At 37.7% G+C, this 25,587-nt stretch carries 26 protein-coding genes and 1 pseudogene; 7 read left to right on the top strand and 20 right to left on the bottom strand.

The window, feature by feature from the left end; translation table 11 throughout:
* Positions 1–76: 76 nt before the first annotated feature.
* The 10 genes from citZ to dnaE form a co-directional block, all read right to left on the bottom strand.
* Positions 77–1,192 (bottom strand): citrate synthase, encoded by a 1,116-nt coding sequence (gene citZ / locus SAY88_RS02640; protein WP_332629087.1) that lies wholly within the window; start codon positions 1,190–1,192, stop codon positions 77–79.
* A gap of 218 nt (positions 1,193–1,410) precedes the next feature.
* The gene (locus SAY88_RS02635) at positions 1,411–1,884 is read right to left on the bottom strand and encodes a DUF441 domain-containing protein (protein WP_332629085.1); all 474 of its coding nucleotides are present in this window, start codon (positions 1,882–1,884) and stop codon (positions 1,411–1,413) included.
* A 122-nt stretch (positions 1,885–2,006) separates the two neighbouring features.
* Positions 2,007–2,402, bottom strand: coding sequence for an FxsA family protein (locus tag SAY88_RS02630; RefSeq protein WP_332629084.1), 396 nt, complete (start codon positions 2,400–2,402; stop codon positions 2,007–2,009).
* A gap of 91 nt (positions 2,403–2,493) precedes the next feature.
* Entirely contained in the window at positions 2,494–4,248 is a 1,755-nt protein-coding gene (pyk, locus tag SAY88_RS02625) for a pyruvate kinase (protein ID WP_332629082.1), read from the bottom strand.
* A gap of 112 nt (positions 4,249–4,360) precedes the next feature.
* Entirely contained in the window at positions 4,361–5,320 is a 960-nt protein-coding gene (gene pfkA / locus SAY88_RS02620; protein ID WP_332629080.1) for a 6-phosphofructokinase, read from the bottom strand.
* 188 nt (positions 5,321–5,508) lie between these two features.
* Positions 5,509–6,492 (bottom strand): acetyl-CoA carboxylase carboxyl transferase subunit alpha, encoded by a 984-nt coding sequence (accA, locus tag SAY88_RS02615; RefSeq protein ID WP_332629078.1) that lies wholly within the window; start codon positions 6,490–6,492, stop codon positions 5,509–5,511.
* A 15-nt stretch (positions 6,493–6,507) separates the two neighbouring features.
* On the bottom strand, positions 6,508–7,353 hold the full coding sequence (gene accD / locus SAY88_RS02610) for an acetyl-CoA carboxylase, carboxyltransferase subunit beta (RefSeq protein ID WP_332629077.1): 846 nt from the start codon (positions 7,351–7,353) through the stop codon (positions 6,508–6,510).
* A gap of 69 nt (positions 7,354–7,422) precedes the next feature.
* Entirely contained in the window at positions 7,423–8,088 is a 666-nt protein-coding gene (locus tag SAY88_RS02605; RefSeq protein ID WP_332629076.1) for a FadR/GntR family transcriptional regulator, read from the bottom strand.
* A 33-nt stretch (positions 8,089–8,121) separates the two neighbouring features.
* The gene (gene ystJ / locus SAY88_RS02600) at positions 8,122–9,333 is read right to left on the bottom strand and encodes an NADP-dependent malic enzyme (RefSeq protein WP_332629376.1); all 1,212 of its coding nucleotides are present in this window, start codon (positions 9,331–9,333) and stop codon (positions 8,122–8,124) included.
* Positions 9,334–9,485: 152 nt separating this feature from the next.
* Complete coding sequence (dnaE, locus tag SAY88_RS02595; RefSeq protein ID WP_332629074.1) at positions 9,486–12,833, bottom strand: DNA polymerase III subunit alpha; 3,348 nt, start codon at positions 12,831–12,833, stop codon at positions 9,486–9,488.
* A gap of 179 nt (positions 12,834–13,012) precedes the next feature.
* On the opposite strand from dnaE, the gene ytrH reads away from it, so the two are divergent.
* From ytrH to SAY88_RS02580, 3 genes are all read left to right on the top strand, one after another.
* On the top strand, positions 13,013–13,351 hold the full coding sequence (gene ytrH / locus SAY88_RS02590; protein WP_250096682.1) for a sporulation membrane protein YtrH: 339 nt from the start codon (positions 13,013–13,015) through the stop codon (positions 13,349–13,351).
* Positions 13,348–13,854 (top strand): sporulation membrane protein YtrI, encoded by a 507-nt coding sequence (gene ytrI, locus SAY88_RS02585; protein ID WP_332629068.1) that lies wholly within the window; start codon positions 13,348–13,350, stop codon positions 13,852–13,854. Before ytrH ends, ytrI begins: the two co-directional genes overlap by 4 nt.
* Before the next feature lie 99 nt (positions 13,855–13,953).
* Positions 13,954–14,160 (top strand): YtzJ family protein, encoded by a 207-nt coding sequence (locus SAY88_RS02580; RefSeq protein WP_332629065.1) that lies wholly within the window; start codon positions 13,954–13,956, stop codon positions 14,158–14,160.
* Positions 14,161–14,261: 101 nt separating this feature from the next.
* On the opposite strand, the gene SAY88_RS02575 is transcribed toward SAY88_RS02580, so the two are convergent.
* Entirely contained in the window at positions 14,262–15,194 is a 933-nt protein-coding gene (locus SAY88_RS02575) for a DHH family phosphoesterase (protein ID WP_332629062.1), read from the bottom strand.
* A 147-nt stretch (positions 15,195–15,341) separates the two neighbouring features.
* Here SAY88_RS02575 and SAY88_RS02570 point away from each other — a divergent pair, with 147 nt between their 5' ends.
* A complete protein-coding gene (locus tag SAY88_RS02570; RefSeq protein WP_332629059.1) occupies positions 15,342–15,626 on the top strand; it encodes a YtpI family protein in 285 nt (94 codons plus the stop codon).
* Positions 15,627–15,721: 95 nt separating this feature from the next.
* Here the strand turns inward: SAY88_RS02570 and SAY88_RS02565 are convergent, their stop codons facing one another.
* The 4 genes from SAY88_RS02565 to SAY88_RS02550 all read right to left on the bottom strand — a co-directional run bounded on the left by SAY88_RS02565 (position 15,722) and on the right by SAY88_RS02550 (position 19,286).
* A complete protein-coding gene (locus tag SAY88_RS02565; RefSeq protein ID WP_332629056.1) occupies positions 15,722–17,029 on the bottom strand; it encodes a CBS domain-containing protein in 1,308 nt (435 codons plus the stop codon).
* Between the two features lie 99 nt (positions 17,030–17,128).
* Positions 17,129–17,368 carry a hypothetical protein gene (locus tag SAY88_RS02560; RefSeq protein WP_332629054.1) on the bottom strand — a complete coding sequence of 80 codons (240 nt, stop codon included), beginning with the start codon at positions 17,366–17,368 and terminating at the stop codon, positions 17,129–17,131.
* A 303-nt stretch (positions 17,369–17,671) separates the two neighbouring features.
* Positions 17,672–18,355, bottom strand: a complete 684-nt coding sequence (locus SAY88_RS02555) for a metal-dependent hydrolase (protein WP_332629052.1) — start codon at positions 18,353–18,355, stop codon at positions 17,672–17,674.
* A 76-nt stretch (positions 18,356–18,431) separates the two neighbouring features.
* Positions 18,432–19,286: a YitT family protein gene (locus SAY88_RS02550; protein WP_332629050.1), complete on the bottom strand. Its 855-nt coding sequence runs from the start codon at positions 19,284–19,286 to the stop codon at positions 18,432–18,434.
* Positions 19,287–19,372: 86 nt separating this feature from the next.
* On the opposite strand from SAY88_RS02550, the gene SAY88_RS02545 reads away from it, so the two are divergent.
* Complete coding sequence (locus SAY88_RS02545) at positions 19,373–20,473, top strand: M24 family metallopeptidase (protein WP_332629047.1); 1,101 nt, start codon at positions 19,373–19,375, stop codon at positions 20,471–20,473.
* A gap of 939 nt (positions 20,474–21,412) precedes the next feature.
* Here SAY88_RS02545 and SAY88_RS02540 read toward each other — a convergent pair.
* The 4 genes from SAY88_RS02540 to SAY88_RS02525 all read right to left on the bottom strand — a co-directional run bounded on the left by SAY88_RS02540 (position 21,413) and on the right by SAY88_RS02525 (position 24,297).
* The gene (locus SAY88_RS02540) at positions 21,413–22,000 is read right to left on the bottom strand and encodes a cell wall hydrolase (RefSeq protein ID WP_332629045.1); all 588 of its coding nucleotides are present in this window, start codon (positions 21,998–22,000) and stop codon (positions 21,413–21,415) included.
* Positions 22,001–22,504: 504 nt separating this feature from the next.
* The gene (locus tag SAY88_RS02535; protein WP_332629375.1) at positions 22,505–22,987 is read right to left on the bottom strand and encodes an anti-sigma factor C-terminal domain-containing protein; all 483 of its coding nucleotides are present in this window, start codon (positions 22,985–22,987) and stop codon (positions 22,505–22,507) included.
* A 46-nt stretch (positions 22,988–23,033) separates the two neighbouring features.
* The gene (locus SAY88_RS02530; protein ID WP_332629043.1) at positions 23,034–23,336 is read right to left on the bottom strand and encodes a hypothetical protein; all 303 of its coding nucleotides are present in this window, start codon (positions 23,334–23,336) and stop codon (positions 23,034–23,036) included.
* 190 nt (positions 23,337–23,526) lie between these two features.
* Complete coding sequence (locus tag SAY88_RS02525; protein ID WP_332629042.1) at positions 23,527–24,297, bottom strand: class I SAM-dependent methyltransferase; 771 nt, start codon at positions 24,295–24,297, stop codon at positions 23,527–23,529.
* Between the two features lie 117 nt (positions 24,298–24,414).
* Here SAY88_RS02525 and SAY88_RS02520 point away from each other — a divergent pair, with 117 nt between their 5' ends.
* Positions 24,415–24,561: a LysR family transcriptional regulator gene (locus tag SAY88_RS02520; RefSeq protein WP_332629041.1), complete on the top strand. Its 147-nt coding sequence runs from the start codon at positions 24,415–24,417 to the stop codon at positions 24,559–24,561.
* Positions 24,554–25,054 carry a LysR family transcriptional regulator substrate-binding protein gene (locus SAY88_RS02515; protein WP_332629040.1) on the top strand — a complete coding sequence of 167 codons (501 nt, stop codon included), beginning with the start codon at positions 24,554–24,556 and terminating at the stop codon, positions 25,052–25,054. The genes SAY88_RS02520 and SAY88_RS02515 overlap by 8 nt, the downstream gene beginning before the upstream one ends.
* A gap of 302 nt (positions 25,055–25,356) precedes the next feature.
* Here the strand turns inward: SAY88_RS02515 and SAY88_RS02510 are convergent.
* Positions 25,357–25,587, bottom strand: a pseudogene (locus tag SAY88_RS02510) (CBO0543 family protein); the annotation flags it as partial.

Below are 25,587 nucleotides of genomic sequence, written 5' to 3'. Positions count from 1 at the left end.
TCCTCTATTATGTTGCTATTCTTTCTACCAAATGTCAATCTATGTACAGGGAGGAACTGCCTCCCAGAGTACGCTATTAACGCTGTTCAATTGGAATATAGGTTTGTTTATTCGGCCCAATATATTCAGCACGCGGACGAATTAGTCTGTTATTGCTATACTGTTCTAAAATGTGCGCTAACCATCCAGATGTACGGCTTACAGCAAAGATCGGTGTAAATAAATCATGCTTAATCCCTAAGCTATGATAGACACTGGCCGAATAGAAATCTACATTCGGTAGCAACCCTTTTTCACTCGTTACCATTTCATTTATCTTCGCTGACATTTCGTACCACTTTGTCTCACCTGTTATTTCAGTTAATCGCTTAGACATCTCACGTAAATGCTTTGCACGCGGATCTCCATCTTTATAAACGCGGTGACCAAAGCCCATAATTTTTTCTTTGTTATCTAACGCCTTACGGATATATGGTTCCACATTTTCCACACTTCCAATTTCAGATAACATGTTCATTACGGCTTCATTAGCTCCACCGTGCAGCGGACCTTTTAAAGCTCCAATTGCTGCTGTAATACCAGAGTATACATCAGAAAGAGTTGCTACACAGACACGTGCAGTAAACGTTGAAGCATTTAACTCATGGTCAGCATGTAGCACTAACGCTTTATTAAATGCATTCACTGCAATTTCGTCTGGCTCATTACCAGTTAACATGTAAAGAAAGTTCGCAGCAAAACCTAGATCCTTACGTGGAGCCACTGGCTCTAATCCCTCGCGTATTCTTGAAAACGCTGTCACTATTGTTGGGATTTGTGCTTGAATCTTGATTGCCTTACGACGGTTTGCAGCCTCATCCATTACATCTGCTTCTTCATCAAATAATGCCAGACTTGAAATCGCTGTACGAAGGGCAGCCATTGGGTGAACCTTGTTAATTGGGTATGCCTTCATTTGGTCAATTATCTGTTTTGGTATTTCAGCATGGTTGGCAAGCTCCTGAGTAAAATGACTAAGTTCATTTTCTTTTGGTAATGCCCCATTCCAAAGGAGGTATATAACCTCTTCAAAACTCGCATTATCTGCTAAATCATCAATATCATATCCTTGGTAAGTAAGGACACTTTCAATGATGGAGCTAACACTTGATTGCGTTGCTACAATACCTTCTAGACCACGAGTTGTACTCACGTTAACCTCTCCTTTTCTCTAATATCATAAACTTCCTCTAACTAGTGAGTGCTTACACTCCCTATGGAGAGAGAAAGCTACGCTATGTAAGAAGGATGCTCACAAGTTCCATTATAACGATTTATTACGCTTTTGTGAACGTTTTCGTGGAAAGTAATTAATAAATTCTAAAACCTTAACCTGTACCATTATTCTGATTCTTTAAAGGTAGCTTTCACTCATCCTCCAAGATGAGTGAAAAAATAAACTATTTTCATTGCAAGATAAGCTATTCCTGCCCCAATTAGTGGTCCAACTGCAACCCCATTAAATAAAGCAACAGCTAAAATCGTACCAAAGACTAACGCAGTCGTAATATGCGGATCATTTTTTAATAAATCAATACCGCTCGCAGCAATAATAGCAACTAAAATTCCTGCACCTAGTGCAATCCATGCATATGACGACTTAACAGCTTCTCCTAATTGCTTAAAACCTATTTCACCTGTGACAATTGGCGTTAAAACCGCAATTGTAATAATTGTGACTCCAATATTTATTCCCTTTTGCTGAAAAAGAGGGAATAATTTATCACCCAGTCCTATCCATTTGATAACTAGTAAAAATAGAACAGCTACAATTAAAGATTGGTTTTTTGCGACAACAGCCACAAGTAACAAAATCAACATAAAAACGGATGCTTGTGAGAACAAGTAACGCCCCTTCTTCCTCACTTACAGATACTGCAAGTGCACTTCATAGCAATTTAATTTTAACATAATATTGCTAATTCAGCTACTTTTCTAACTTTCTATCAAAAATAACTATCGATCCATTACCTTCTTGTCATTATAACGAAATTCCCATTTTTTATCATTTGGTTAAACATTTTTAATAAGAAGCCTTTAGCAATCGTTCGAGTTGCTGGGATCAATAAAAAGAAACCAATAGCATCGGTAATAAACCCTGGAGTTAATAAAACAACCCCACCTACTAAAATACAAATTCCATCTAGAATGACAGCACTTGGCAATTGCCCTTGCTGTGTTTGAAGCTGTGCAAGTCTTAATGCTTGTAACCCTTCTTTTTTTGCAAGCCAAGCACCTAGTACGCCTGTAGCAATGATCAACAAGATCGTAGGCCAAACCCCAAGGACATTCCCAGATAAAATTAAAACGGCAATTTCAAGGGCAGGTACAATAATAATTAACAACAATAATAATCGAAACATTTTCTGCTCCTTCCTAATTCCATTCAATCATTGACGAAATTAGCTTTTATACGTAAAGAGGAGAAGGGAATTCCCTTCTCCTCACCTTAAATTATAGTACACTTGTGTGACCTCTGTAAATGTCGCCTCGAGCACTATCTACCGTGATTTCTTCACCGTCTGTAAATAGCTCTAGAGCACCTTGAACTCCTACGATAACAGGCGTACTTAAGTTTAAACCTACAACAGCTGCATGAGAAGTTAAACCACCTTCTTCAGTAATAACAGCAGCTGCTTTTTCAAAAGCAGGGATCATATCTTTATCAGTGCTATACGTAACAAGGATGGACCCTTGTTTTGTTTTTTCATTCGCTTCTTCAGCAGAACGAGCAATGACTACACGACCAGCCGCTGAGCGACGTCCAATTCCTTGACCCTTAGCAATCACTTCACCAATGACATGAACTTTCATAATATTCGTTGTACCTGACTCACCTACAGGTACACCTGCTGTAATAACAACAAGATCACCTTGTTTGATTGCTCCTGATTCGATCGCTGTACCAATTGTCGAATCAAACATTTCATCTGTTGATGAAGCTTCCTTACCTAGAATTGGTGTAACGCCCCAAACTAGGTTTAATTTACGAATTACTTTAGGGTCACTCGCAACTGCTACAATTGGAGATTTGGGACGATACTTCGATACAATACGTGCAGTATGTCCACTTTCTGTAGCAGACAAAATCACCGATGCAGATAAGTTAAAAGCTGTATGAGCAACCGATTGTCCAATTGCACTCGTAATTGTAGTCGTTTCTTCTTTTGTTTTCTTACGAAGCATCGAAGCATAGTTCAATGCTTGTTCAGTTCGAGTTGCAATGTTGTGCATTGTTTGTACAGACTCAACAGGATAATCACCAGCTGCTGTTTCACCAGAAAGCATAATCGCGTCTGTTCCATCAAAAATTGCGTTTGCAACATCACTTGCTTCTGCTCGAGTTGGTCTAGGGTTACGTTGCATAGAATCAAGCATTTGAGTCGCTGTAATAACTGGTTTAGCAACAGCATTACACTTTTTAATTAGTACCTTTTGAACAAGTGGAACTTCTTCTGCAGGGATTTCTACACCAAGGTCACCTCGAGCTACCATTAAGCCATCAGAAACTTCTAAGATCTCATCAATGTTGTCTACCCCTTCTTGATTTTCAATCTTAGGGATGATATGAATTTTTTCTCCACCATTATTTTCTAGAAGCTCACGAATTTCAAGAACATCCGTTGCTCTACGAACAAATGAAGCAGCAATAAAGTCTACTCCTTGTTCAATACCAAATTTAATATCAGCAGCATCCTTATCCGTAATTCCTGGAAGATTAACGCTTACATTTGGTACATTTACCCCTTTTTTGTTTTTCAATGTTCCACTGTTTAATACTTTTGTAACAAGTTGCCCATCACCTATTTCTGTTACTTCAAGTCCAATCAAACCATCATCGAGTAAAATTTTCGATCCAGGCTGAACATCGTTAATTAGGCCAGGATATGTAACAGAGATTTTCTTGTTGTTACCAACAACTTCCGTCATTGACACAATCAGTTCATCACCAGCAACTAAATCCGCTACGCCACCTTCTAACGTTTGAGTACGAATTTCAGGTCCTTTCGTATCAAGCAAAATAGCAACGGTTTTCCCTGTTTTCTCTGCAGCTTCGCGGATGTTACGAATTCTTGCACCATGTTCTTCAAAGTCACCGTGTGAAAAGTTTAATCGTGCTACATTCATACCTGCTTCAATTAAAGCCTCAAGTTTTTCAATAGACTCACTTGCTGGACCAATCGTACATACAATTTTTGTTTTACGCATAGTATCCTCCTACTTGCTCATATATTTTTTATTTACTCATGAATCATTACCATACACCCGTTTATGGAAACTACTCACAGATGTATGGTACTAGTCTAAATATCATGAATCCTTAAATCGACAATTGTTGAGATAGCTTGTACATTTCCATATCGATTGAATGCTTACGAGCTAATGCCTCATCTATATCATGATAAACAAGCTCGTTTTTCTCTATACCAACAGTTACTCCAGCTTTCCCTTCTAAAAGGAGGTCTACTGCTTTTGCACCTAACCTGCTGGCTAGAACACGGTCAAATCCTGAAGGTGAACCTCCACGTTGAATATGCCCTAATACTGTAACTCTCGTTTCTAAATTGATTTCTTCTTTAATGCGATTTCCAAAGTCAAAACCGCTACCTACACCTTCTGCAACGATAATGATACTATGTTTTTTCCCACGCTCTTGTCCACGTTTTAAACGGGCGATAATGTCTGACATTTCATAATCTGCTTCCGGAACGATAATTGTTTCCGCACCATCTGCAAGACCTGACCATAGAGCAAGGTCGCCTGCATGACGTCCCATAACTTCGATTACATATGTACGTTCATGTGATGTAGCTGTATCACGGATTTTATCAATTGCATCAATAACTGTATTTAAGGCTGTATCAAACCCGATGGTAAAATCCGTTCCAGGAATGTCATTATCAATCGTTCCTGGTACACCAATTGTTGGAAAACCGTGTTCAGTTAACTTCTGAGCGCCTCGGTACGAACCATCTCCACCGATAACAACAAGTCCTTCAATCCCAAACTTCTTCAACTGTTCAATTCCTTTTTTCTGACCTTCTAGCGTCTTGAATTCTTCACAGCGAGCCGTGTATAGTACTGTTCCCCCACGGTGGATAATATCACCTACAGACCCTAATTCCATTTTCTTAATCTCTCCATTTATTAACCCTGCGTATCCGTAAGAGATGCCGTACACTTCTAAGCCATGAAAAATGGCTTTACGTACAACTGCACGTATAGCAGCGTTCATTCCTGGAGAATCTCCACCACTTGTTAATACTCCTATTCTTTTCATTTCGTCTCCTCCTCAAACTCTGTAATAAAAATATATTATAAAGTTCAATGCTAATAGCATGTGTACTTTTAGCCTCAATATAATTATGCACTTAAGCATTTCCCATTTTTAAAAATACCACTTTAACGAATTGAATACAATACAGTTAATTCCAACACAAAAAGTGCTTCCACAAAAATCGAAAGCACTTATCCTTTATCTACAGCAATGGCACCGTTTACATGCGTAAATTGTCCGATTTTTTTATATTTTTCATATCGTTGTTCAACGAGCTCATCTTCTGTCAACTTAGAAAGTTGCGTAATAGATACAGTTAAGACAGCATCAATAGCTTCGCTTTGTGCTGCAAGGTCTCTGTGAGCTCCTCCCTTTACTTCACGAACAATCTCCTCGATGATACCGAGTTCCTTTAAGTCTGGAGCAGTAATTTTCATTGATTCGGCAGCCTTTTTTGCAAGAGAAGCATCTTTCCACAACAAGGCAGCTGCCCCCTCGGGAGAAATGACTGAATAGGTTGAATTTTCAAGCATGTGTAAATGGTTGCCTACTCCAAGTGCAAGAGCACCTCCACTTCCACCTTCACCAATTACGATGCAAACAACAGGGACCGTTAAACCTGCCATCTCCAATAAGTTTCTAGCAATGGCCTCGCTTTGTCCTCTTTCTTCCGCTGCTTTCCCTGGATACGCACCTTTTGTATCAATAAAACAAATGATTGGCCTTTTAAACTTCTCTGCTTGTTTCATCAAACGAAGTGCTTTTCGATATCCTTCTGGATGAGGCATCCCAAAATTACGGTGGATATTCTCTTTTGTATCCTTCCCGCGCTGATGACCAATTACAGTAACAGGACGCCCTTTATATTTCGCTATACCACCTACAATAGCAGCGTCATCACCATAAAGGCGATCTCCATGCATTTCTAGAAAATCAGTAAATAATTCTCCAATATAATCAAGAGTCGTAGGACGATCACTGTGCCTAGCAATTTGAACACGTTCCCATGGCTGTAAGTTTCCATATATATCACGCTCAAGTTGTTGTAAACGCTTTTCAAGCTTTGTTATTTCATCAGTTAAATCAATTTCTTTTTCTTCCGTAAATGTTCGAAGTTCAGAAATTTTATTTTTTAATTCTACAATTGGTTTCTCAAATCCCAATTCACTTGCCATGCTAAGACACCTCCTTTATGAAGCATGAATATCCAATATTGTTGTTAGTAATTCTTTCATTTCAAGACGAGACACAACACGATCTAATTGACCATGCTTCAAAAGAAATTCAGCTGTCTGAAAGTCTTCTGGTAACTCTTGACGAATTGTTTGTTCGATAATGCGACGACCCGCAAAACCGATTAACGCTTTTGGTTCAGCAAAATTATAATCTCCTAAAGAGGCAAAACTTGCAGAGACTCCTCCCGTTGTTGGATGAGTCATAATTGAAATAAATAATCCTCCTTGACGACTTAGCTTCTCTAGTGCGGCACTTGTCTTTGCCATTTGCATTAAACTTAAGACGCCTTCTTGCATTCTCGCTCCACCTGAAGCAGAAAAGAGAATAAATGGAACACCCATTTCAATAGATTGCTCTACAGCTCTTGTAATTTTTTCTCCGACTACAGAACCCATGCTTCCCATTCTGAACCTAGAGTCCATAACAGCCATCACTGCTCCGTAACCATTTATGGTTCCTTTCCCAGTAACGATGGCCTCATTTAAATCCGTTTTATTACGGTCTGCTTCTAACTTTTCCTCATACGTTGGAAAATCAAGCGGGTTTTCCCCGATCATATCTTTATCAAATTCCACAAATGTCCCTTCATCAAACAAACTATCAAAGCGCTCGTACGCAGTCATTCGATGATGATGTCCACACGAGTCACAAACATATAAATTTTTCTTTAATTCTTTTGTGTACATAATCGTTCTACATGACGGACACTTTGTCATAAGTCCTTCTGGAACTTCTTGTTTCGCTCGTTCTGAAGGGATTGTTGCATATCTTTTCTTTTTCTTTAAAAAATCCTTAAGCATTTTTCCACCTCATTCGCCTAAGCTAACTATTAATTCAGGATATGGTTCTGTCTCCGTAAATAGTACAAGCTAAAAACGACTATTTTCTAAATGGCGTCTCATCGCCTCTGTCGCTCTTTGTTGATCACGACTTTTTAAAGCATGATAGACTTCCTCATGCTCATTAAGGGAAACAAGCATCCGTCCTTCCCTTTTTAATGAGCGCTCAATCGCAACTTTATTATATTCAACAAGTGAGACCCACAGATTAAGGAGTAACCGATTATGGCTAGCCTCAACGATTGTCTTATGAAATAAATAGTCTTCTTCAACTGGTAAGTCTCCATGGGCCCATTCTTCTTTCGCCTGGTTAACCAACTTTTGCAATTGATTAACAGCCTCATCGGTAATCCGCTCGCAAGCTAATTTAAGTGCTTCAAGCTCTACTATTCGTCTTGTTTCCGTCAAATCCTTCCTCGCATTTTCATCTTTAAGAAGAAATGATAAGAGAATTTCTACAAGCCGATAGCTACCAAAAGCTTTTATGTAGGTTCCTTCACCACGTCTTGTTTCTATTAAATCTAATAATTCAAGAGCTCTTAACGCCTCACGAACAGAGGAGCGACCGACATCAAGACGGTCGCTCAATTCTCTTTCCGATGGTAACTTGTCCCCACTTGCCAATTGATCTTCATTAATAATATTATTGATTTGCTTAATGACTTCTAAATAGACTTTCGGTTGTTCCGATGACATTTGTCACCCTCACCTCAGTTATAAACATATTATTTATTTTTCATCCCCAATAATGGCAAGTTTTCTTGTTTTTTCTGCTATTTTTTCTGGATCAACCTGTTTTCTAGCAACACCTGTTTCCATCGCTGTTTTAGCAACTGCTGCTGCAACTGCTGGTGCAACACGTGGATCAAATGGAGCTGGAATAACATAGTCTGGTGATAGATCTGCTTCAGCTACTAAGTCAGCAATAGCATAAACAGCTGCAACTTTCATCTCTTCGTTAATATGCGTAGCTCTTACATCCAGTGCACCGCGGAAAATACCAGGAAACGCTAATACGTTGTTGACTTGATTTGGAAAATCTGAACGACCTGTTCCTATTACACTTGCACCTGCTAATTTTGCTTCTTCCGGCATAATTTCTGGAACCGGATTAGCCATTGCAAAAATGATAGGATTATCATTCATGCTCTCGATCATTTCTTTTGTTAAAGCACCAGCAACAGAAACGCCAACAAATACATCCGTACCTTTAATAACGTCAGCTAAATTCCCTTCTAATCTGTCACGGTTTGTATTTTTTGCAACCTCAGCTTTCATATCATTCATCCCGTACGTGCGGCCTTCAAAAATAGCTCCCTTTGAGTCACACAAAATGATGTCACGAACACCCATACGTTGCATAAGCTTAATGATTGCAATTCCAGCTGAACCTGCTCCATTTGCAACCACTTTTATTTCAGATAACTTTTTCCCAGAGATCTTTAGTGCATTAATTAAACCCGCTAAAGTAACAATCGCTGTACCATGTTGATCATCATGAAAGACTGGGATATTTGTTTCTTTCTTTAGTCTCTCTTCAATTTCAAAACATTCTGGTGCAGCAATATCTTCTAAATTGACCCCGCCAAATGTTGGCTCCATTAGTTTAACAGTTTCAATAATTTTCTCAACATCATTTGTCCGTAAGCAGATTGGAAATGCATCTACCCCAGCGAATGATTTAAATAATACAGCTTTTCCTTCCATTACTGGTAAAGAAGCTTCTGGACCAATATTGCCAAGGCCTAGTACGGCTGTCCCGTTACTAACAACAGCAACCATGTTGCCTTTCATCGTATACTCATAAACTGTTTCAACATCTTCGAAAATCTCTTTACAAGGTTCAGCTACCCCTGGAGAATACGCCAAGCTTAAATCTTTAGCGTTTCTAACAGCGACTTTTGTTTTTGATTCCAGTTTCCCTTGGTTAACACGATGCATATGTAAGGCTTCTTCTCTTGTGGTTGCCACAACGACACTCTCCTTCTTCTTTCTAGATAATTGTAAGATCTTTTACTGGTCAGACCACCTAAAACATTTCTAATTATATAGAAGAACTGCTCATTAGCCAAGTACAAAAGCTGAATTTTTTATCATTCTTTTAAGATGACATTATTATATCCTAATATCTTTTTTAATGTATTGATAGAAGATTCATCGGCTTTGACCCTATACTCATCACTTAGATGTTTTGTTTGTTTGGTTTGTTCATAATACAGGATGACCGGGATTTTCCCTTGTTTCTCTAATAAGGCTGATTTCACCTGTTCTAAAATAGCTGGCGTTTGATGGTTCGAGCTAATTCGCAAATACAGGGTTGTTACATTTCCTCTTGACTCAAGAATCGATTTAACTAATCCTATCTTTCCAACAATAAACTGGGTTCTCCCCTTTGAACTGTCATAATGACCTTCTACAATCACCAACTCCCCATCAATGACTGCTTGTTGTGAGCTTTCCCAAATACGTGGAAAAATAACAAGCTCTCCACTACCTGATTCATCTGTCAGTTGCGCAAAAGCCATTGATTCCCCTTTTTTTGTTTTAATCCTTCTTACTTGTGACAGAAGCCCAGCAATCCGAATTGTTTCTTTACTCTTTGACGCATCTTGTAACGTACGTCTTCCTAGTGACTGTAATTGACTTTTATATTGTTCAATTGGGTGTCCTGATAAATAAAATCCTAATGATTCTTTCTCATAGTCTAATTTTTCTTGAATAAGAAGCGGCTCCACTTCGTTGTATTCAGGCGTTTGAATATCAAGTGTAAACAGCCCTTCTGTTTCATCTTGAAACGAATTCACTTCTAGTGCAAACTTCCATGCGTCTTCAACTGAAAATAATAACGTTGCCCGTTCAGGGTGAAAATCATCCATTGCCCCAGCCTTGATTAAATTTTCGATTGCTTTTTTATTTACAATCTTTTGATCGGTTTGAACAACAAAATGAAAAAAGTCTTTAAACGATTCCTTTTCTCTAGCTTGTATTATCCTTTTGGCCGCTTGAAATCCTACATGAGCAACTGGAAGTAATCCAAAACGTATGCCTTCTCCTTCAATTGTAAACAATACGTGGCTCTTACATACAGAAGGAGGAAACACCTCATAGCCTGCTTCTTTGCACTCTCGAATGTGATGAGCTAATTTATCTGCATTATTCCACACACCTGATAAAAGAGACGTATAAAAAGCTAAAGGATAATTCGCTTTTAAATAAGCCAACAAATAACTTATCATACTATAAGCAACGGCGTGGCTCCTATTAAATCCATAATCAGCAAAACGTTCAATCAATTCATATACATCCGTTGCAACTTGCTCGGTGTAGCCCTTATCCATTGCCCCGTTAATAAATGCATCACGATGCTTATTAAGCTCGCCCTTCTTCTTCTTACTAATTGCCCTTCTAAGATTGTCCGCTTGTGCAAGTGAAAATCCTGCCATTTTTGAAGCCACTTCCATGATTTGTTCCTGATAGACGATAACGCCATACGTTCTTCTTAATATTGGTTCAAGGTCTGGGTGCGCATATAATACTTCTTTCGTTCCATGCTTTCCACTAATGTAAGAAGGAATGTACTCCATGGGACCTGGTCGGTACAACGCATTAACAGCCACAATGTCTTCAAATTCCGTTGGCTGTAATTGTTTTAGCACTTGCCTCATCCCGTCTGATTCGAGCTGAAAGATCCCTGTTGTTTCACCACTACCTAACAATTTGAAAGCTTTTTGATCATCTAATGGGATTCGAGAAAATTCTACCTTCAATCCATAATGATGTTCAATTAATCGAGCAATGTTTTCTAATAACGTCAAGTTGCGTAACCCAAGAAAATCAAATTTAAGCAAGCCAACCTTTTCTACTACATCCATGGTTGCTTGTGTAAGTGAGATTGATGATTGCCCTGCTTGTAGTGCTATGACACCTGTTAACGGTTCTGCACTTATCACCACTCCAGCTGCATGTGTAGATGCATGCCTAGGCAAACCTTCTAATTTTTTTGCGATTTTCCAAAGAGCGGCTAGCTCATTGGAATCACTTATTAGCGATTGAATACGTGTACTATTTTGCATGGCTTTTTCTAACGTAGTTCCAGGGACTGCTGGAATTTCCTTTGCTATTTGACCGATTACATAACTATCAATTCCAAGTACCTTGCCCACATCACGAACGACTGCCCTTGCCGCCAATGTCCCAAATGTAATAATTTGCGCTACGTGCTCATGACCATATTTTCGTTGCACATATTCGATAACTTCATCGCGTCGGTGATCAGGAAAATCAATATCGATATCTGGCATTGACACACGCTCATGATTTAAGAAACGTTCGAATAACAAGTCATACTGCAAGGGATCTACGTCTGTAATGTAAAGAACATAGGCAACAAGAGAACCTGCTGCAGACCCTCTACCAGGTCCTGTTAATATCCCTTGTTCTTTCGCATATTTCATAAAATCCCATACAATTAGAAAATAATCATTAAACCCCATTTGATTAATGACAGCTAATTCTTTGTTTAGCCTTTCCTTCACTTCGTCTGTTAGATCTCCATACCGTCTTTTGCAGCCTTCCTCACACAATGAACGCAATACATTAATTGCCTTTGCATCTTCTAAAGGGAATTTAGGAAGTTTTCGTTGTCCTAGTTCGAGTTGAACGGAACACAACGAGGCAAAGTGACTTGTATTGGCTATAGATTGCATTTCCTTAGAAAACCGCTCACGCATTTCGCTTGGACTGTGTAAATAAAAGGAACGCTCCTCTTGTTCTAGAGGGTAATCCTCGGCTTTCACACCCTCTCTAATCGCACGAATTACTTGATAGGAAGCTGCATCTTGCCTTTCTAAAAAACGTGCAGGATGGGAAGCTAGAAGCTTCATTCCGCTTTTCTCTGAAAATCGTTTTACCTTTTCTTGTCTATCTTTATTTTGTCCATCTAATGTTTGGAGTTCCAAAAACCAATCAGTACGCTTTGTGCCCCCCTTCCATGTCTCACACCACGTAAACGCCTTATCAAATTGACCATTGTTAATTTCTTCATCTAATACACCTTTTTGAAAAGGAATGACAACTAGAACATCTCGAAAGTACGGGACCACTTCTTGATTTGTTAAGCTAGGTACTTTTGATTGTTGATGCCCAACTTTTGTTGCTAACTTAAGAAGGTTTGCATATCCTGTTTCATTCTTGGCATAAACTCGAATAAAACCAAACGACCCTTCTTTATATTCAATCGTTAACTCAAGTCCAAATATCGGTTTAATTTTATATTGTAAACAAGCTTGGTAAAAAGGCACAGCACCATACATAACATGGTGATCACATAATGCTAGCGTATCGTAACCAAGCTCACTCGCCTTTTTAACTAGTTCCTCTATTCGATTCGTTGATGATAGAAGACTGTATTCACTGTAAACATGCGTCTGAACAATCTCCATACAACTCTCCTCACCTTTCATCCTTTGTATTTCTAGTATAGTACAAATTTAGTATCAATGAATATGAGACGGCCTTACGACTTTTTAATTCCTAGTCATAATTTTTACTTTTTCTACTTATAAATGATATGGATAAGCTCTTTTATCTGAACTGAAATAATGAAAGTGGGTGGAACCACATGCTAAGTAGAGAACTTCTCGCAACGTTAATTATTGATTTCTTTGTCGCATTCGGCGTTATCATCGGTGGGGCCATCATTGGTGGGATTGGTGCATTTTTAATAGGAAAACCGCCGTTATCAGTGATGCACGATTTAGCCGGTAGTCTAAAAATCTGGGCCATCGTTGCCGCAATTGGTGGAACTTTCGACGCAATTACTAGTATAGAGCGAGGCCTCTTTTACGGAACTCATGATGATATTTTTAAAACAGGGTTTATGATCTTTGCTGCGTTATGCGGTGCGCAATCTGGGACAATACTAATTCAGTGGATTGTTGGGGAGTCATTATCACCATGAGGGTTCCTCCTTTTTATGAACGCCCGACTGTAAAGCGTTTTTTTGCTGGCATGATCTTAGGAGTAATTATTGGTTGGTTCTTTTTCATCTATCAATATGGACAAGTGTATGAAGGTTTAGTATTTCGAATATCCGAACAACAAGCGATCATTAACGAGCTTCAAGACGACATTGATCTATTACGTAGCGAACAAAGCAGGCTGAATGAAGAGAATCAAAAAAAATTGACCGTACAGGAAATAGATATACAATTTAGTAACGACCGTAGGCTCCGGCTTAATCAATTAACATTACTAGATTTAAAGCAGCAGGCCTTAAATGAATTACAATATATTAAACGAAAAGATATCGAAACGGTATCAAATATGAATGACCTAATGATTAGCAACCTTGAAAATAAAGTTTTCCGTGCAGGAGATAAACGGTACCAGTTGGAAGTTGAACATGTACATCTGTATACGACTGTTCGAATTATCGTTAAAATTATTCCTTCCAACAGTTAATTATCACATTTTTTTGAACGTTCCGTCATAACCCATTCTTATCTTTTAATCTATTGTATAATAAGTATAGAATCTCATTACGATATGGGAGGGTTATTAATGGACATTACCGGAAAAGAAATGGTCATTAATCGGAAGGAAATGGCCTTTAAAAAAATTGAAAAGATAAAAAATGGCTTTTCTGCCTTTGCAGAATCTAAAGAAGTGACCGAGCTCATCCGAAACGAGCTAAAGAAACAAAAAATCGATGTACACGAAGATGTAACTGATGTAGGATCTTGGTTTACACCTGTCAATAAACTATAGAGTTCCACCTTAATAAGAGGGTGTCTCAAAAGGTCAAAAACAGACCTTTTGAGACATCCCCTATGACACTTTCGCCTCCTTATCAAAAAGCAGGCATAACCTTATTTACAAGCTTCCACTAACTTCTTCACAATTTCTTCTGTCTCCTCCCAAGAGTGAGCAGTTGCCCCAGCAGCCATAGGATGTCCTCCACCGTTATGTTCGGCTGCAATCGTATTTATCACAGGGCCTTTCGAACGAAGCCTTACTCGAATCTTGTCATCGTCTTCAACAAAGAACACCCACACTTTCAGTCCTTCTACATCAGAGAACGTATTAACAAGCTGTGATGATTCTGTAGACGTCACATTAAATTGTTCCAGCTCCTCATTTGTTAAGCGCATCACCCCAACTTCATTTTCAATGATTGAAAAATGTTGAAGTACATACCCTTGTAGTCTCGTTATTTTCAAGTCTTTTTTATGTAAATTGGAATAAAAAGCATTTTGATCAAACTTTTGATTAACTAAAAGACTTGCTCTTTGTAGCGTTTCTGGTGTCGTATTTGTATACCTGAAACGACCTGTATCACCTACAATTCCAGCATATAACAATAATGCCGATGCTGGATCTAGTTTATATCCAACTGCTTTGCCTTGTTCTACGAATTCAACTATCATCTCACTTGTTGAACTATATGTTGTATCAACCCAATGTAAGTCTCCATATGGTTCTTCATTTGGATGATGATCAATTTTAATAAAAAACGCACCTTGATCATAACGTTTATCATCAATTCTATCTGTGTTAGCTGTATCACATACAATAACAAGAGCTTGTTTATACTCATGATCTGAAACAAAGTCCATCTCACCTAGAAAAGCTAGACTTTGCTCCTCTTCTCCCACCACGAATACTTTTTTGTTTGGAAAGCGCACTTTAATCACTTCTGCTAAGCCCAATTGTGATCCTAATGCATCAGGATCAGGTCGCTCATGACGATGAATAATGATCGTCTCGTATTGATTAATTGCGTCTTGAATCTGTTTTATCATAATTTCTTCCTCCTTAAAGTACTTGTTCACTGTTCCTCCACTGGCAAATTCGTTCTTCCCGATATACAATGGCTACTAGAGGTTGTACTTGAAACATTAGATAGGTATGTCTTTTAACCACTTAGATATTAGGGGAGGTTCATTTTTTTGGATAAACTGTTAACAATTATTATCATCATTTCAGCTGTCTTTTTCTTATATAATAAAATTAGAATGTGGCGCTCAAAAGAATCTTTATTAAAACGAATTTATCAAACTAAGTCTTCTTTGTCATTAGGATTTTTCCTAACGGCGTTTGGTGCAAATCTTCTCATCTACAATAGAAGCGTAGTTGACCTTGTCGTAGGTGCGATCTTTGCCATTCTTGGTGTTGCAAATATCGTTTATGGATACCGTGCCTCTCGTCATTATGTGGCACAATTAGGTGACTAATAAAAAACAGGAAGGGCTTGCTTCCGGCTATAATATATGTTGTATATATCAACATACATGCCAGACGGAGCAGACCCTTCCTTTGTTTGTGTTCGTTAGTCAATAACTTGAGCCATCATCATCGCCTTCCCAACGATAGCTGATTCATGATATAGTTCAACATCAATCTTTCCATGCTTCCTTCCAACCTCAAGAATCTTAGGTTTGATTGTAATCACACTATCAATTTGTACTGGTTTCAGAAAATACAATGTAATGTTTTCGACAACCAAATCTCCTTTTTTAAACTTCCGCATGACACGACTGCCTATTTCCGTTACGAGTGTTGTAATAACGCCATTAGAAATCGTCCCTAGCTGATTGGTCATTTGCGGGGTTACTTCACATTCGAAGGTTATTTCCTCTGAAGTTGAAATATCCTGCACTCGGCTCGTAACTATATCCTCAATCGTTTCACCGATATGTGGCTGCTTCTGAACCATTTGCAGTGCTTTTAAGACATCCTGCCTGCTAATTACTCCTAGTAACTTTCTTTGAGTATCAATAACAGGGAGTAATTCAATTCCTTCCCAAACCATAACATGCGCCACAGCCGCAATAGACGTCCGTTCATTGACGGTAATAGGGTTCTTTGTCATCACCTTTTCAATTGGCGTCTGTTTTGAAACGCCAAGCACATCTTTTGCTGCAACCATCCCTTGAACTTTCAAATTTCCATCGATAACAGGGTATCTGCTGTGTCCTGTTTTGCTATTTAAATCATGCCATTTCTCAACAGTGTTTTGCGTTGTCATATAGAAAGTATCTTGAAAAGGTATTAAAATATCGTCAACTAAAACAATTTCTTTTTTTATGAGCTGGTCATAAATCGCACGGTTAATCATTGACCCAACGGTAAAAGTATCATAGCTAGTTGAAATAATTGGTAGCTCAAGTTCATCCGCTAATTCAATCACTTCTTCACTTGTACCAAATCCACCTGTAATAAGAACGGAAGCCCCAGCTTCTAAGCCAACTTTATGGACTTGATCACGGTTTCCAACAATTAAAAGGTTTCCTGGATCTACATATCTCATCATCGCTTCCAACTTCATTGCCCCAATGACAAAACGGTTTAACGTCTTATGAAGCCCGTTTCGCCCACCTAATACTTGTCCATCTACAATGTTAACAACTTCTGCATATGTAAGCTTCTCAATATTTTCTTTTTTCTTATTTTCAATTCGAACGGTACCAACCCGTTCAATCGTACTAACTAGCCCTTGATTCTCAGCTTCTTTAATTGCTCGGTAGGCTGTTCCTTCACTAACTGTAAGGGCTTTCGCGATCGAACGTACGGAGATTTTCTCTCCTACTGCAAGATTCGTAATATATTCAATGATTTGCTCATGCTTTGTAGCCATGATAGCCACCACACTTTCACTCAGCTGTTGTACTAAAAATATGCATTCTGTACTAATGCCATTATACGTCTGAAAGTTCGGACTATCAAGGCTCTCTTATTATCCACGCATTTTTTCACGTGATTGGCTTACATATCGAATAGGTACAGCCACGCGTCTTCTTCGTTTTTTTTGGTATAACAGGTGGAAACCGTTACCACTAATTACGAGCATCGCAAACATAAGCCATGACCACGCAAACACCCTGTCCATTCCTGAACCATCAAAAGGTAAGTATTCTAATCCATACACAACCATTGCCACAGCAAGCAAAAAGGACAAAAACAGCCGTTGTTTCAAAGACATCACCCCACTACTTGTTTGTACATTCTATGCAAAAAACAATAGAAAAGACCAAGAGCCTATTGAAAAAAGGGTGCATTTCCCTTTTTTCAATAGGCTCGAAGCAATATGCGAAGCCGCCGTTTTCTTTTAAGCCATTTGAGTGGGCTTCTCGAATGGCGCACGGCGTGTGGAGCCATTGCTTACTTGTTCGCTCTCTCAAAATATGAAAAAGGGTGTACTTCCCTTTTTTCAATAGGCTCGACGAAAAAAGAGTGAAGCATATACTTCACCCTTTCCTGAAACTATTTCATTTCCTATTTACAATTCAATTGATTCCCCAACTGTTAAGGCAAGACCTTTTTTTCCTGATAAGTTTTCAGCAAATTCAACTGGATCTTGTTCAATAACAGGGAACGTATTGTAATGGATTGGTACGACACGCTTAGCTTGCAACCATTCTGAAGCAACCGAGGCGTCCTCTGGCCCCATTGTAAAGTTATCACCAATTGGTAAAAATGCTATATCAATCGAATTTCGTTCACCAATTAATTTCAAATCACTAAATAAAGCGGTGTCTCCTGCGTGAAAGATTGTTTTCCCTTCAGCTGTAAATAATATCCCTGCAGGCATTCCTGTATATACAATTTTTTGTTCTTCTTCAATGGTAAATGATGACCCATGAAATGCCTGTGTCAGCTTCACTGTACCAAATTCAAACTGTTGAGAGCCGCCAATATGCATAGGGTGGGTTTTGACACCTTGCCATCCTAAATAGGTAGCAAGCTCAAAAGGTGCAATAACAAGTGCATCGTTTCTCTTCGCAAGCTCAATAGTATCTCCTACATGATCATTATGCCCGTGTGTTAAAAGGATCACATCCACTTTGAGCTCTTTTGCATCTAAATCTGTTAGCTGATTTCCTGTAATAAACGGATCAATAATAATTCTCTTACTTTTCGTTTCAATTTGTACAACAGAATGTCCATGATAACTAACTTTCACGCTATATCGACTCCTTTTAGTAATCTTTTTCCCTATCAACTTATTAACCAACAGCTAATAGATTTCCTGCAAATATTTATGATTCTTTTCTTTCTCCATTTTGAAAAAGCATTTGCTTTTTCACTCCTGTTGTCTCTGTCACATATGAAGCTTCCAATACCGCTGTTGAATCAATTGATAGGACGATATCTTTTAATTTTGGATACATAAACCGGTTTGTTATGCAATAAATAATTAATCTTTCGTCCCCTGTGTAGCCACCTTGTCCATACAAATATGTGATGGATACATCGAGTTCTTCCAATAGTTTGTTGCCTATAACATGAGGCTTCTCTGAAATAATCATCACCGATTTGCCCTGATTTAAACCATCTAAAACAAAATCAATCATTTTAGAAACGATATAAAAAACAGCAATACTAAACATCGCTTGCTCCAATGTAAATACAAAGGCAGCTGCTGTAAGGATAATCGCGTTGATAGCTAATAAAAACGTACTAATTGGAATATGAAAACGTCTATTAACCCAAATCGCAACCATTTCCGTTCCGTCAACTGCACCTCCAGCTTTTACGACAAGTCCTATTCCTAAACCAAGCATCAAACCTCCATATAAGACAATTAATACCTCTGAAGATGTTATGGCTTGCATCGGAGCTAACCACCATAACGCCGCCGTTGTTACGGCATTAGCATATAAAGTTCGTACAACAAATTTTCTCCCCATAAAACGTCCAGAAATAAGAAGAGTAGGGACATTCAAAGCTAGGTATACAGCCCAGATAGGCCATCCCAATTGAGAATTGGCCATGATCGCTATTGCCGTCACACCACCATCAACAAGGCCATTCGGTGCAAGAATCAGTTCTAAACCGGCCGCAACAATGATCGAGCCAATCGTTAAAGTAAGGTAATAAAAAAATGGTTTCATTTGTTTCCCCTCTTCTCCTTGTCTATCTTATTTTAACATATGATGTTAAATTAAGAATAATCATAAAGCTTTGAAAGGAGTTAATTATGTTAGATCATCGGTTACAAACTTTGCAAACCTGGTTAAAAAATGGAGATGTTGCGTATGCATTTATACAAGGCAAAGCAAACTTATTCTACCTTACAGGATTTCGTTGTGAGCCTCATGAACGATTAGTTTCTTTATTTGTTTTTCAGAATGAGGAACCTATATTAATTTGTCCAAATATGGAGAAGGAACTCGTGCGACAAGCTGGGTGGAAATATCCTATTATTAGTTATAGCGATCATGAGAATCCATGGGTGCTCATATCAACATATGTTTCTTCATTAAAAATTAATGGCTCCAACATTGCCATTGAAAAAAGTCTACTCTCTGTGGCAAGAGCGGAACAATTAAGAGAGCTTTCTAAAGGAGCAGATTTCATCTGTTGTGAAACGGAATTAATGAATCTGCGCCTAATTAAGAGTAATGAAGAAATTGCTATTTTACGCGAGGCTGCAAAGCTGGCAGACTATGGGGTTGAAGTTGGCGTACACGCTCTTTCAACGGGCCGGACGGAAATGGACGTACTTGCAATGATTGAGTTTGAGCTAAAACGAAAAGGAATTTCTGAAATGTCATTTGGGACACTTGTACTTAGCGGGGAGCAGTCTGCTAATCCTCATGGCAAACCAAGTATGAAACGCCTACAAGAAGGTGAGTTTGTTTTATTTGATTTAGGAGTTGTGTTAGACGGCTATTGTTCAGATATAACAAGAACAGTCGCCTTAGGTAAAATAACGGAAGAGCAGCAAAATATCTACAATACCGTATTACATGCACAAACAGAGACATTAAAGCTATGTCAAGCTGGTACCATCTTGGGAGATTTAGACCGTAAAGCTAGGTCTATTATTACAGATGCTGGCTATGGCTCATATTTTCCACACCGAATTGGACATGGATTAGGGACAGAAGTCCACGAGCTCCCTTCTCTTAACGAAACAAATAATGATCAGTTACAAGTCGGAATGACTTTTACCATTGAGCCTGGAATCTATGTTCCGAAAACAGGTGGCGTTAGAATTGAAGATGATGTGTTGATAACAGCAGAGGGATATGAATGCTTAACACAATATCCGAAAGAGCTACAAGTCATTAAATAAGACTTTAGAGGGTGTCGCAAAAGGACTGTTTTTGACCTTTTGAGACACCCCCTAAACAATGAGCGAAGTCGTTGCATCTTTTAAAAGCCTGAGAGGAGTGGGTTACACACTCACGGCGTGTAGCGAACCGAGCCATTGCTCCTCAGTTCGACTTTTGGAACAGCCCCTTTTCAATTTTTTATTCAGGTTTGTTGTCTTTCTTCCACTCATATGGTACTTTTGACCAATTATAAAACATCATAATTAAGACCATTATCACGCAAATACTAATATTCTGTAACCAGTTAACTTCCCTATGAAAGATGAATTGAACGATAGCTGCTGCTATCAAATAAAATAAGGGCATTCTAATATTAATCTTAAACATATCGGTCCCCCTTTATTGATTAAACTATGTATTTAGTTACCCATTGAACCATATTGAACATAACGTGTTACTCTCTCTTTAACCTCACCTGAAAGTAGATTATACTTAATTTTTTTCTTGAAAATTAAATCCTTATCAATATACACTTTACAATTTAACTTAATAAACCACCCAATTTCACTTTTAATATTCGAGGTTGATTATGTTCTTCAATGATACCTGTTAACGTATGAAAAGATATATGCCAAGAGTACCAACTATTTCTTTTTTCTCAGAAACAATTTTACCATTTATGTATAATTGTTCATGATTATACCGATTTACAATTAGTACCTAATTAAGAATTCGAAAGTGAACCTTAAACGTTTTATTTTTATGACTTTAAATATTCCCTGCTACTTTTATTACTTTCCAATCCCTCATTCGCCATTGCTACTTGAGCTTCTGAAGATAATTTTATTAGCTAAAATATTTGAAAACCGAAATAAAAAAACTGCCCCCCATTGTTCGATCACAACGGAATGCAGCTTTCTCTTTTTATTAATTAAACGAATCGACCGAACGGCATTTTATTAAATAGCAAATGCGTGGTTTCCTATTACTTTTACAACTTCACGTGTAAAAATCCAATCACTTGTTGCTGTCTCAGGGTTATAGAAGAAAACAATGTCTTCTTCAATTCCTTGATAGGCTAACGCTTCTTCCACAGCATCATACGCATCCTGGTCAGCTGGTTCATAAATGGAGTTATTAAGCACAGGTTCAAATGCATTCGTTTCATAAATAACTTCCTCAATTGTATCAGGGAACTCTTCATGTTCCACACGATTGAGCACGACCTCTGCTACTGCCACTTTACCAACATATGGCTCTCCTTTTGCTTCGGCGTGAACGAGTTGAGCAAGTAAATCTTTTTCTTCATCAGAGATTGTTAGCGCATCATCTCTGTTTTCTTTTAAGGTCATAAATAGATTAGGCTCTACCTCAAAACATGCGTTTTTTATCTTCTCTTCAAATTGGTTAAAACCATATTTTACGCACATCAATCCCAAAACGTCACCCGGTTGACTAGACACATTGGCTTTGGCGCTTACTTTATTTGCAGTATAGGAACCGATTACTACGATTACTGTCATGAGAAAGACAAATACAATTTTCATTGGTTACCCTCCTGTTTTTGTAATGATACAGGCTCATAAAAAGGCTAACAGTTTTTCGTAGGATTCACATTAGTAGATGATTGGTAGGCTTACCAATTGGTTTGGAGGTTTGGAAGTATCTAGTTAAGTTGCCACTGCATTCTCATCCAGCAATCTTCATCAAAAATAGATCAATCTAAAAAATATTTATTGACAATGATTATCTTCAGCAATAGAATTTCAGTGCAGGTTAACGAAAATGATTATCAATACCAATTATCTTGTATTTTGAATATTTTTACCTACACTAAATTGAACTTTATCGATTTACGATAAATAATTATCTTTTTTTATTATACTTTTACTGTTATATAAATCCCATTGCGTCTCAGACATAGAAAAAAGCATTCCTCATTTTAAGAAATGCTCGATGAAACATGAATTTTTTATTTTCCAAAGACATTCTGCAACAGTGATTACCGATTAACTATTTTCCTCGGCGTGAGCACCCCCATTCATGACGAATTAATTATAAATCGTCCCACCCGAAGGACTGTCATACCAGTTCCAAAAATCCACTTCACCTAACGTGCTATAAATAATCGAATGATTTTCTTGAAGGGTTAGTAGCTCTTTTGTCGGACCAGTAACTACCACTCCATACGTTTTAACCCCATTTTCTTCAACATAATTATAACGTTCTTCAATACTAGTATCATTATTGTAGTACCAAATGTATCGATCTACTAGTTTTTTATTTTCAGCCAGAAACTTTAATCCTGTTTTAAATGCTTCTGCTCGCTTATGACCATCTCCTCTTGTTGCAATTGATACTTCACCTCTTATAAAATCAAATATTGCATGTTCATGGAAACCCCAGATATCGGTACTGGCACTTAAATATGGTGAGTGGTAAGGATCCCCTTCCCCTTCTGTACCTGTATCAATGGCGTACCATACTATATCCAAGTCGTAGCCATGTAATAGAACATACACATCGTCTACGATGTATAAGTCTAAACCTTTAAAGTTCCGCTCACATAAATAAAGTCGGTTAGACTTTTTTCTCTACTGCTTTTATGAATCGAATGACCCAATATAAAACGATCCAAGGGAAAATGAATTTAGTCGTCCATTCAACGAATTCAAGAATGAAGTAAAACTGATAACCAAAATAAGGAAAGACTACATTAAGCGCCGCAAACATCCCAGCCGCAATTATGAAATATTTCATCATACGACTTAAATTTGTCCTTCTCATGAAAAGCATGAACGCAATTAAAAATAAAATAACAAGTAGCACAACTAACAAATCATAAAATATAGAATAGCTAGTACTGTACCTAATATACTCCATTGTTTCCCCTCATTTCACAAAGCGAAAAACTTCACAATATCTATTTTAACATAAATATCCAAGGTCCATAAGAAATGGCCCTCCATAATCTGGCCCTATTCATTTAGAAAGAGCGCAATTCTCTTATTCTAGAAAAGCGCCCGATTGTTGAAGGTCAAAGGATGTTAAATATACTATACTGTAACAGGAACTATCTTTTCCTAAACGCAACAATTCTAATTCGTTTATAATCAGCTTCCCAGATACCATCTTTATATAAATCAGATTGTAACTTATTTTTTATTTTTCCGTAAATAACTATTTTTTCTTCCTTAGATAACTCAGGGAAAAAGTCATTCGCAAAACTATCTAAGCAATGATTCAATCCTTTTTCTCCATCAGTTAATGGGGTAGGTCTATCAAAATGTTGAGCATATGATACTCTAAATCCGTACTGTTCAAGTATAGTACTATATTCTCCTATACTTGGAAAATACCAAGGGTTTCTTTCTGCTACATTCATTCCATATTCTTGAGAGAGTACCTCTGTTATTCCCCGAATAACAGTTTGAACATTTCCTTGTCCACCAAATTCAGCTACAAAGCGACCTCCTGGATGTAATGCTAGCTCAACCGATTCGACCACTTTGGTAGCTTGTTTCATCCAATGAAGGGCTGCATTCGAAAAAACAGCATCATACTTTTCATTTGTTCTAAATGTTTCTCCATTTTCAACAATGAATGGGATTTGAGGATACTTTTTACGTGCCTTCTCAATCATTTCTCCTGAGAAATCACTTCCCGTCACAATCGCACCGGACTTAGAAATTTCGTATGTAAGATCTCCCGTTCCACAACCTAAATCAAGTATTTTCTCTCCCTTTTGTGGTTGAAGTAGCTCAACTACCCCTTTACCAAAACTAGATACGAAGCTTAATTTATCATCGTACAAATCTGCATTCCAAACATTGACAAAACTCATGTAATTAACACTCCCTTAATTTCAAAATATTGTTATTTTCATAATAATCTATAAACATCTATTCGGCTAAGATATATAATCTATTATATTGATAGCCGCAGACTATGGAGGGATATTATGGACATGAGACTATTTGAGTATGCATTAGAAATATATAAAACAAAGAGCTTTTCAAAAGCTGCTTCTCATCTTCATATTGCACAGCCATCTTTAAGTAAACAAATTGCAAAATTAGAACAAGGAACTCGGTGTATGTTTGTTTAATCGAAAGCCTGGTACAGTAGAAGATTCTCGTTTGAATACGAAAACAATGCTTACTGAGCCCCTTTATCTTGTATTGCCAAAAGAACCAAAACAATGGATGCCTGAAAAATTAAAACAGATGATCTATTCTCCTAAATTGATCAAACAAACTGCTTTACCTATTGAGGGCTTTGCCAATTGTCCATTTATTTTATTGAAGCAAGGATACGGTTTTCGTCGTACAGTATTAGAATTATGTGCGAGAGGTAGATTTGAACCACAGATTGCTTATGAAACAAGTAGCATTGAAACAGCTCAATCTCTTGTGGGACATGGTCTTGGTCTAACAGTAGTTCCTGAAATGATCGATTACCGAAGTCCTCAGCAAACTTACTTTTCTTATATTAAATTAGATTCAAATCCTACCCGTACACTAGTGTTTACATATAACAAGGAACGCTATCTTAGTATAAATGCAAAAGCTTTAATAGAAATTTATGAAAAACAAAGCTAATTCAAAATATAAAAACCTTTTTCTGTTAGCTTCTATTAAGCTTTGCCATATAAATATACAGTTCAGTTTACATTACCATTCCTAACGAAAGTTACCAATGACACCCCCCTTGTGCGCAAGGGGGGTCAACTTGTCATAATTTATTGCTTTTACAGGATTATACACATCGATGATAAATCAACGTTTACGTGCGCTCAAGCGCAATAAGTGGGGTTTTATGCAACTTCTTATTCTAGAAATGCGCCCGATTGTGGAAGAACATGTTTACATAGACTTGTTGAATGCACCCGTTACTTCAAGAGTTATTTCATTTTATCAAGAGGAAAATCAAACTGAGTGAAAATTAAAATAAGAACAGCTCCCGATATAAGCCACGCTAGCAGTGGGTTTTTATAATGAATGGGGAATATAATAAACATAAAAATAAGAAATAGAAATGAATTCCACATTTGCCATCCATTGTGATGAGAAATTAATCCTAAATGAATATTTATAATTTCAATTGAAGCGTATAGCAAAACCCAAAAAATAAA

Origin of the sequence: Halalkalibacter flavus (assembly GCF_036663575.1) — a bacterium.
GTDB classification, from domain to species: domain Bacteria; phylum Bacillota; class Bacilli; order Bacillales; family Bacillaceae_D; genus Halalkalibacter; species Halalkalibacter flavus.
Note: the sequence above shows the minus strand (reverse complement) of the source record. Positions and strands in the feature narration are given on the sequence as shown.

Bases quoted from the DNA above. Each gene is read 5' to 3' on its own strand.
- ytrH (WP_250096682.1), top strand. From the start codon at position 13,013: ATGCTAAGTAGAGAACTTCTCGCAACGTTAATTATTGATTTCTTTGTC.
- SAY88_RS02545 (WP_332629047.1), top strand. From the start codon at position 19,373: ATGTTAGATCATCGGTTACAAACTTTGCAAACCTGGTTAAAAAATGGA.
- ystJ (WP_332629376.1), bottom strand. From the start codon at position 9,333: ATGCATCGTGTTAACCAAGGGAAACTGGAATCAAAAACAAAAGTCGCT.
- SAY88_RS02530 (WP_332629043.1), bottom strand. From the start codon at position 23,336: ATGGAGTATATTAGGTACAGTACTAGCTATTCTATATTTTATGATTTG.
- SAY88_RS02575 (WP_332629062.1), bottom strand. From the start codon at position 15,194: ATGATAAAACAGATTCAAGACGCAATTAATCAATACGAGACGATCATT.
- accA (WP_332629078.1), bottom strand. From the start codon at position 6,492: ATGGCAAGTGAATTGGGATTTGAGAAACCAATTGTAGAATTAAAAAAT.
- SAY88_RS02565 (WP_332629056.1), bottom strand. From the start codon at position 17,029: ATGGCTACAAAGCATGAGCAAATCATTGAATATATTACGAATCTTGCA.
- SAY88_RS02520 (WP_332629041.1), top strand. From the start codon at position 24,415: ATGGACATGAGACTATTTGAGTATGCATTAGAAATATATAAAACAAAG.
- ytrI (WP_332629068.1), top strand. From the start codon at position 13,348: ATGAGGGTTCCTCCTTTTTATGAACGCCCGACTGTAAAGCGTTTTTTT.
- pyk (WP_332629082.1), bottom strand. From the start codon at position 4,248: ATGCGTAAAACAAAAATTGTATGTACGATTGGTCCAGCAAGTGAGTCT.
- SAY88_RS02630 (WP_332629084.1), bottom strand. From the start codon at position 2,402: ATGTTTCGATTATTATTGTTGTTAATTATTATTGTACCTGCCCTTGAA.
- SAY88_RS02540 (WP_332629045.1), bottom strand. From the start codon at position 22,000: ATGAAAATTGTATTTGTCTTTCTCATGACAGTAATCGTAGTAATCGGT.
- dnaE (WP_332629074.1), bottom strand. From the start codon at position 12,833: ATGGAGATTGTTCAGACGCATGTTTACAGTGAATACAGTCTTCTATCA.
- SAY88_RS02550 (WP_332629050.1), bottom strand. From the start codon at position 19,286: ATGAAACCATTTTTTTATTACCTTACTTTAACGATTGGCTCGATCATT.
- SAY88_RS02605 (WP_332629076.1), bottom strand. From the start codon at position 8,088: ATGTCATCGGAACAACCGAAAGTCTATTTAGAAGTCATTAAGCAAATC.
- pfkA (WP_332629080.1), bottom strand. From the start codon at position 5,320: ATGAAAAGAATAGGAGTATTAACAAGTGGTGGAGATTCTCCAGGAATG.
- SAY88_RS02580 (WP_332629065.1), top strand. From the start codon at position 13,954: ATGGACATTACCGGAAAAGAAATGGTCATTAATCGGAAGGAAATGGCC.
- accD (WP_332629077.1), bottom strand. From the start codon at position 7,353: ATGCTTAAGGATTTTTTAAAGAAAAAGAAAAGATATGCAACAATCCCT.
- SAY88_RS02525 (WP_332629042.1), bottom strand. From the start codon at position 24,297: ATGAGTTTTGTCAATGTTTGGAATGCAGATTTGTACGATGATAAATTA.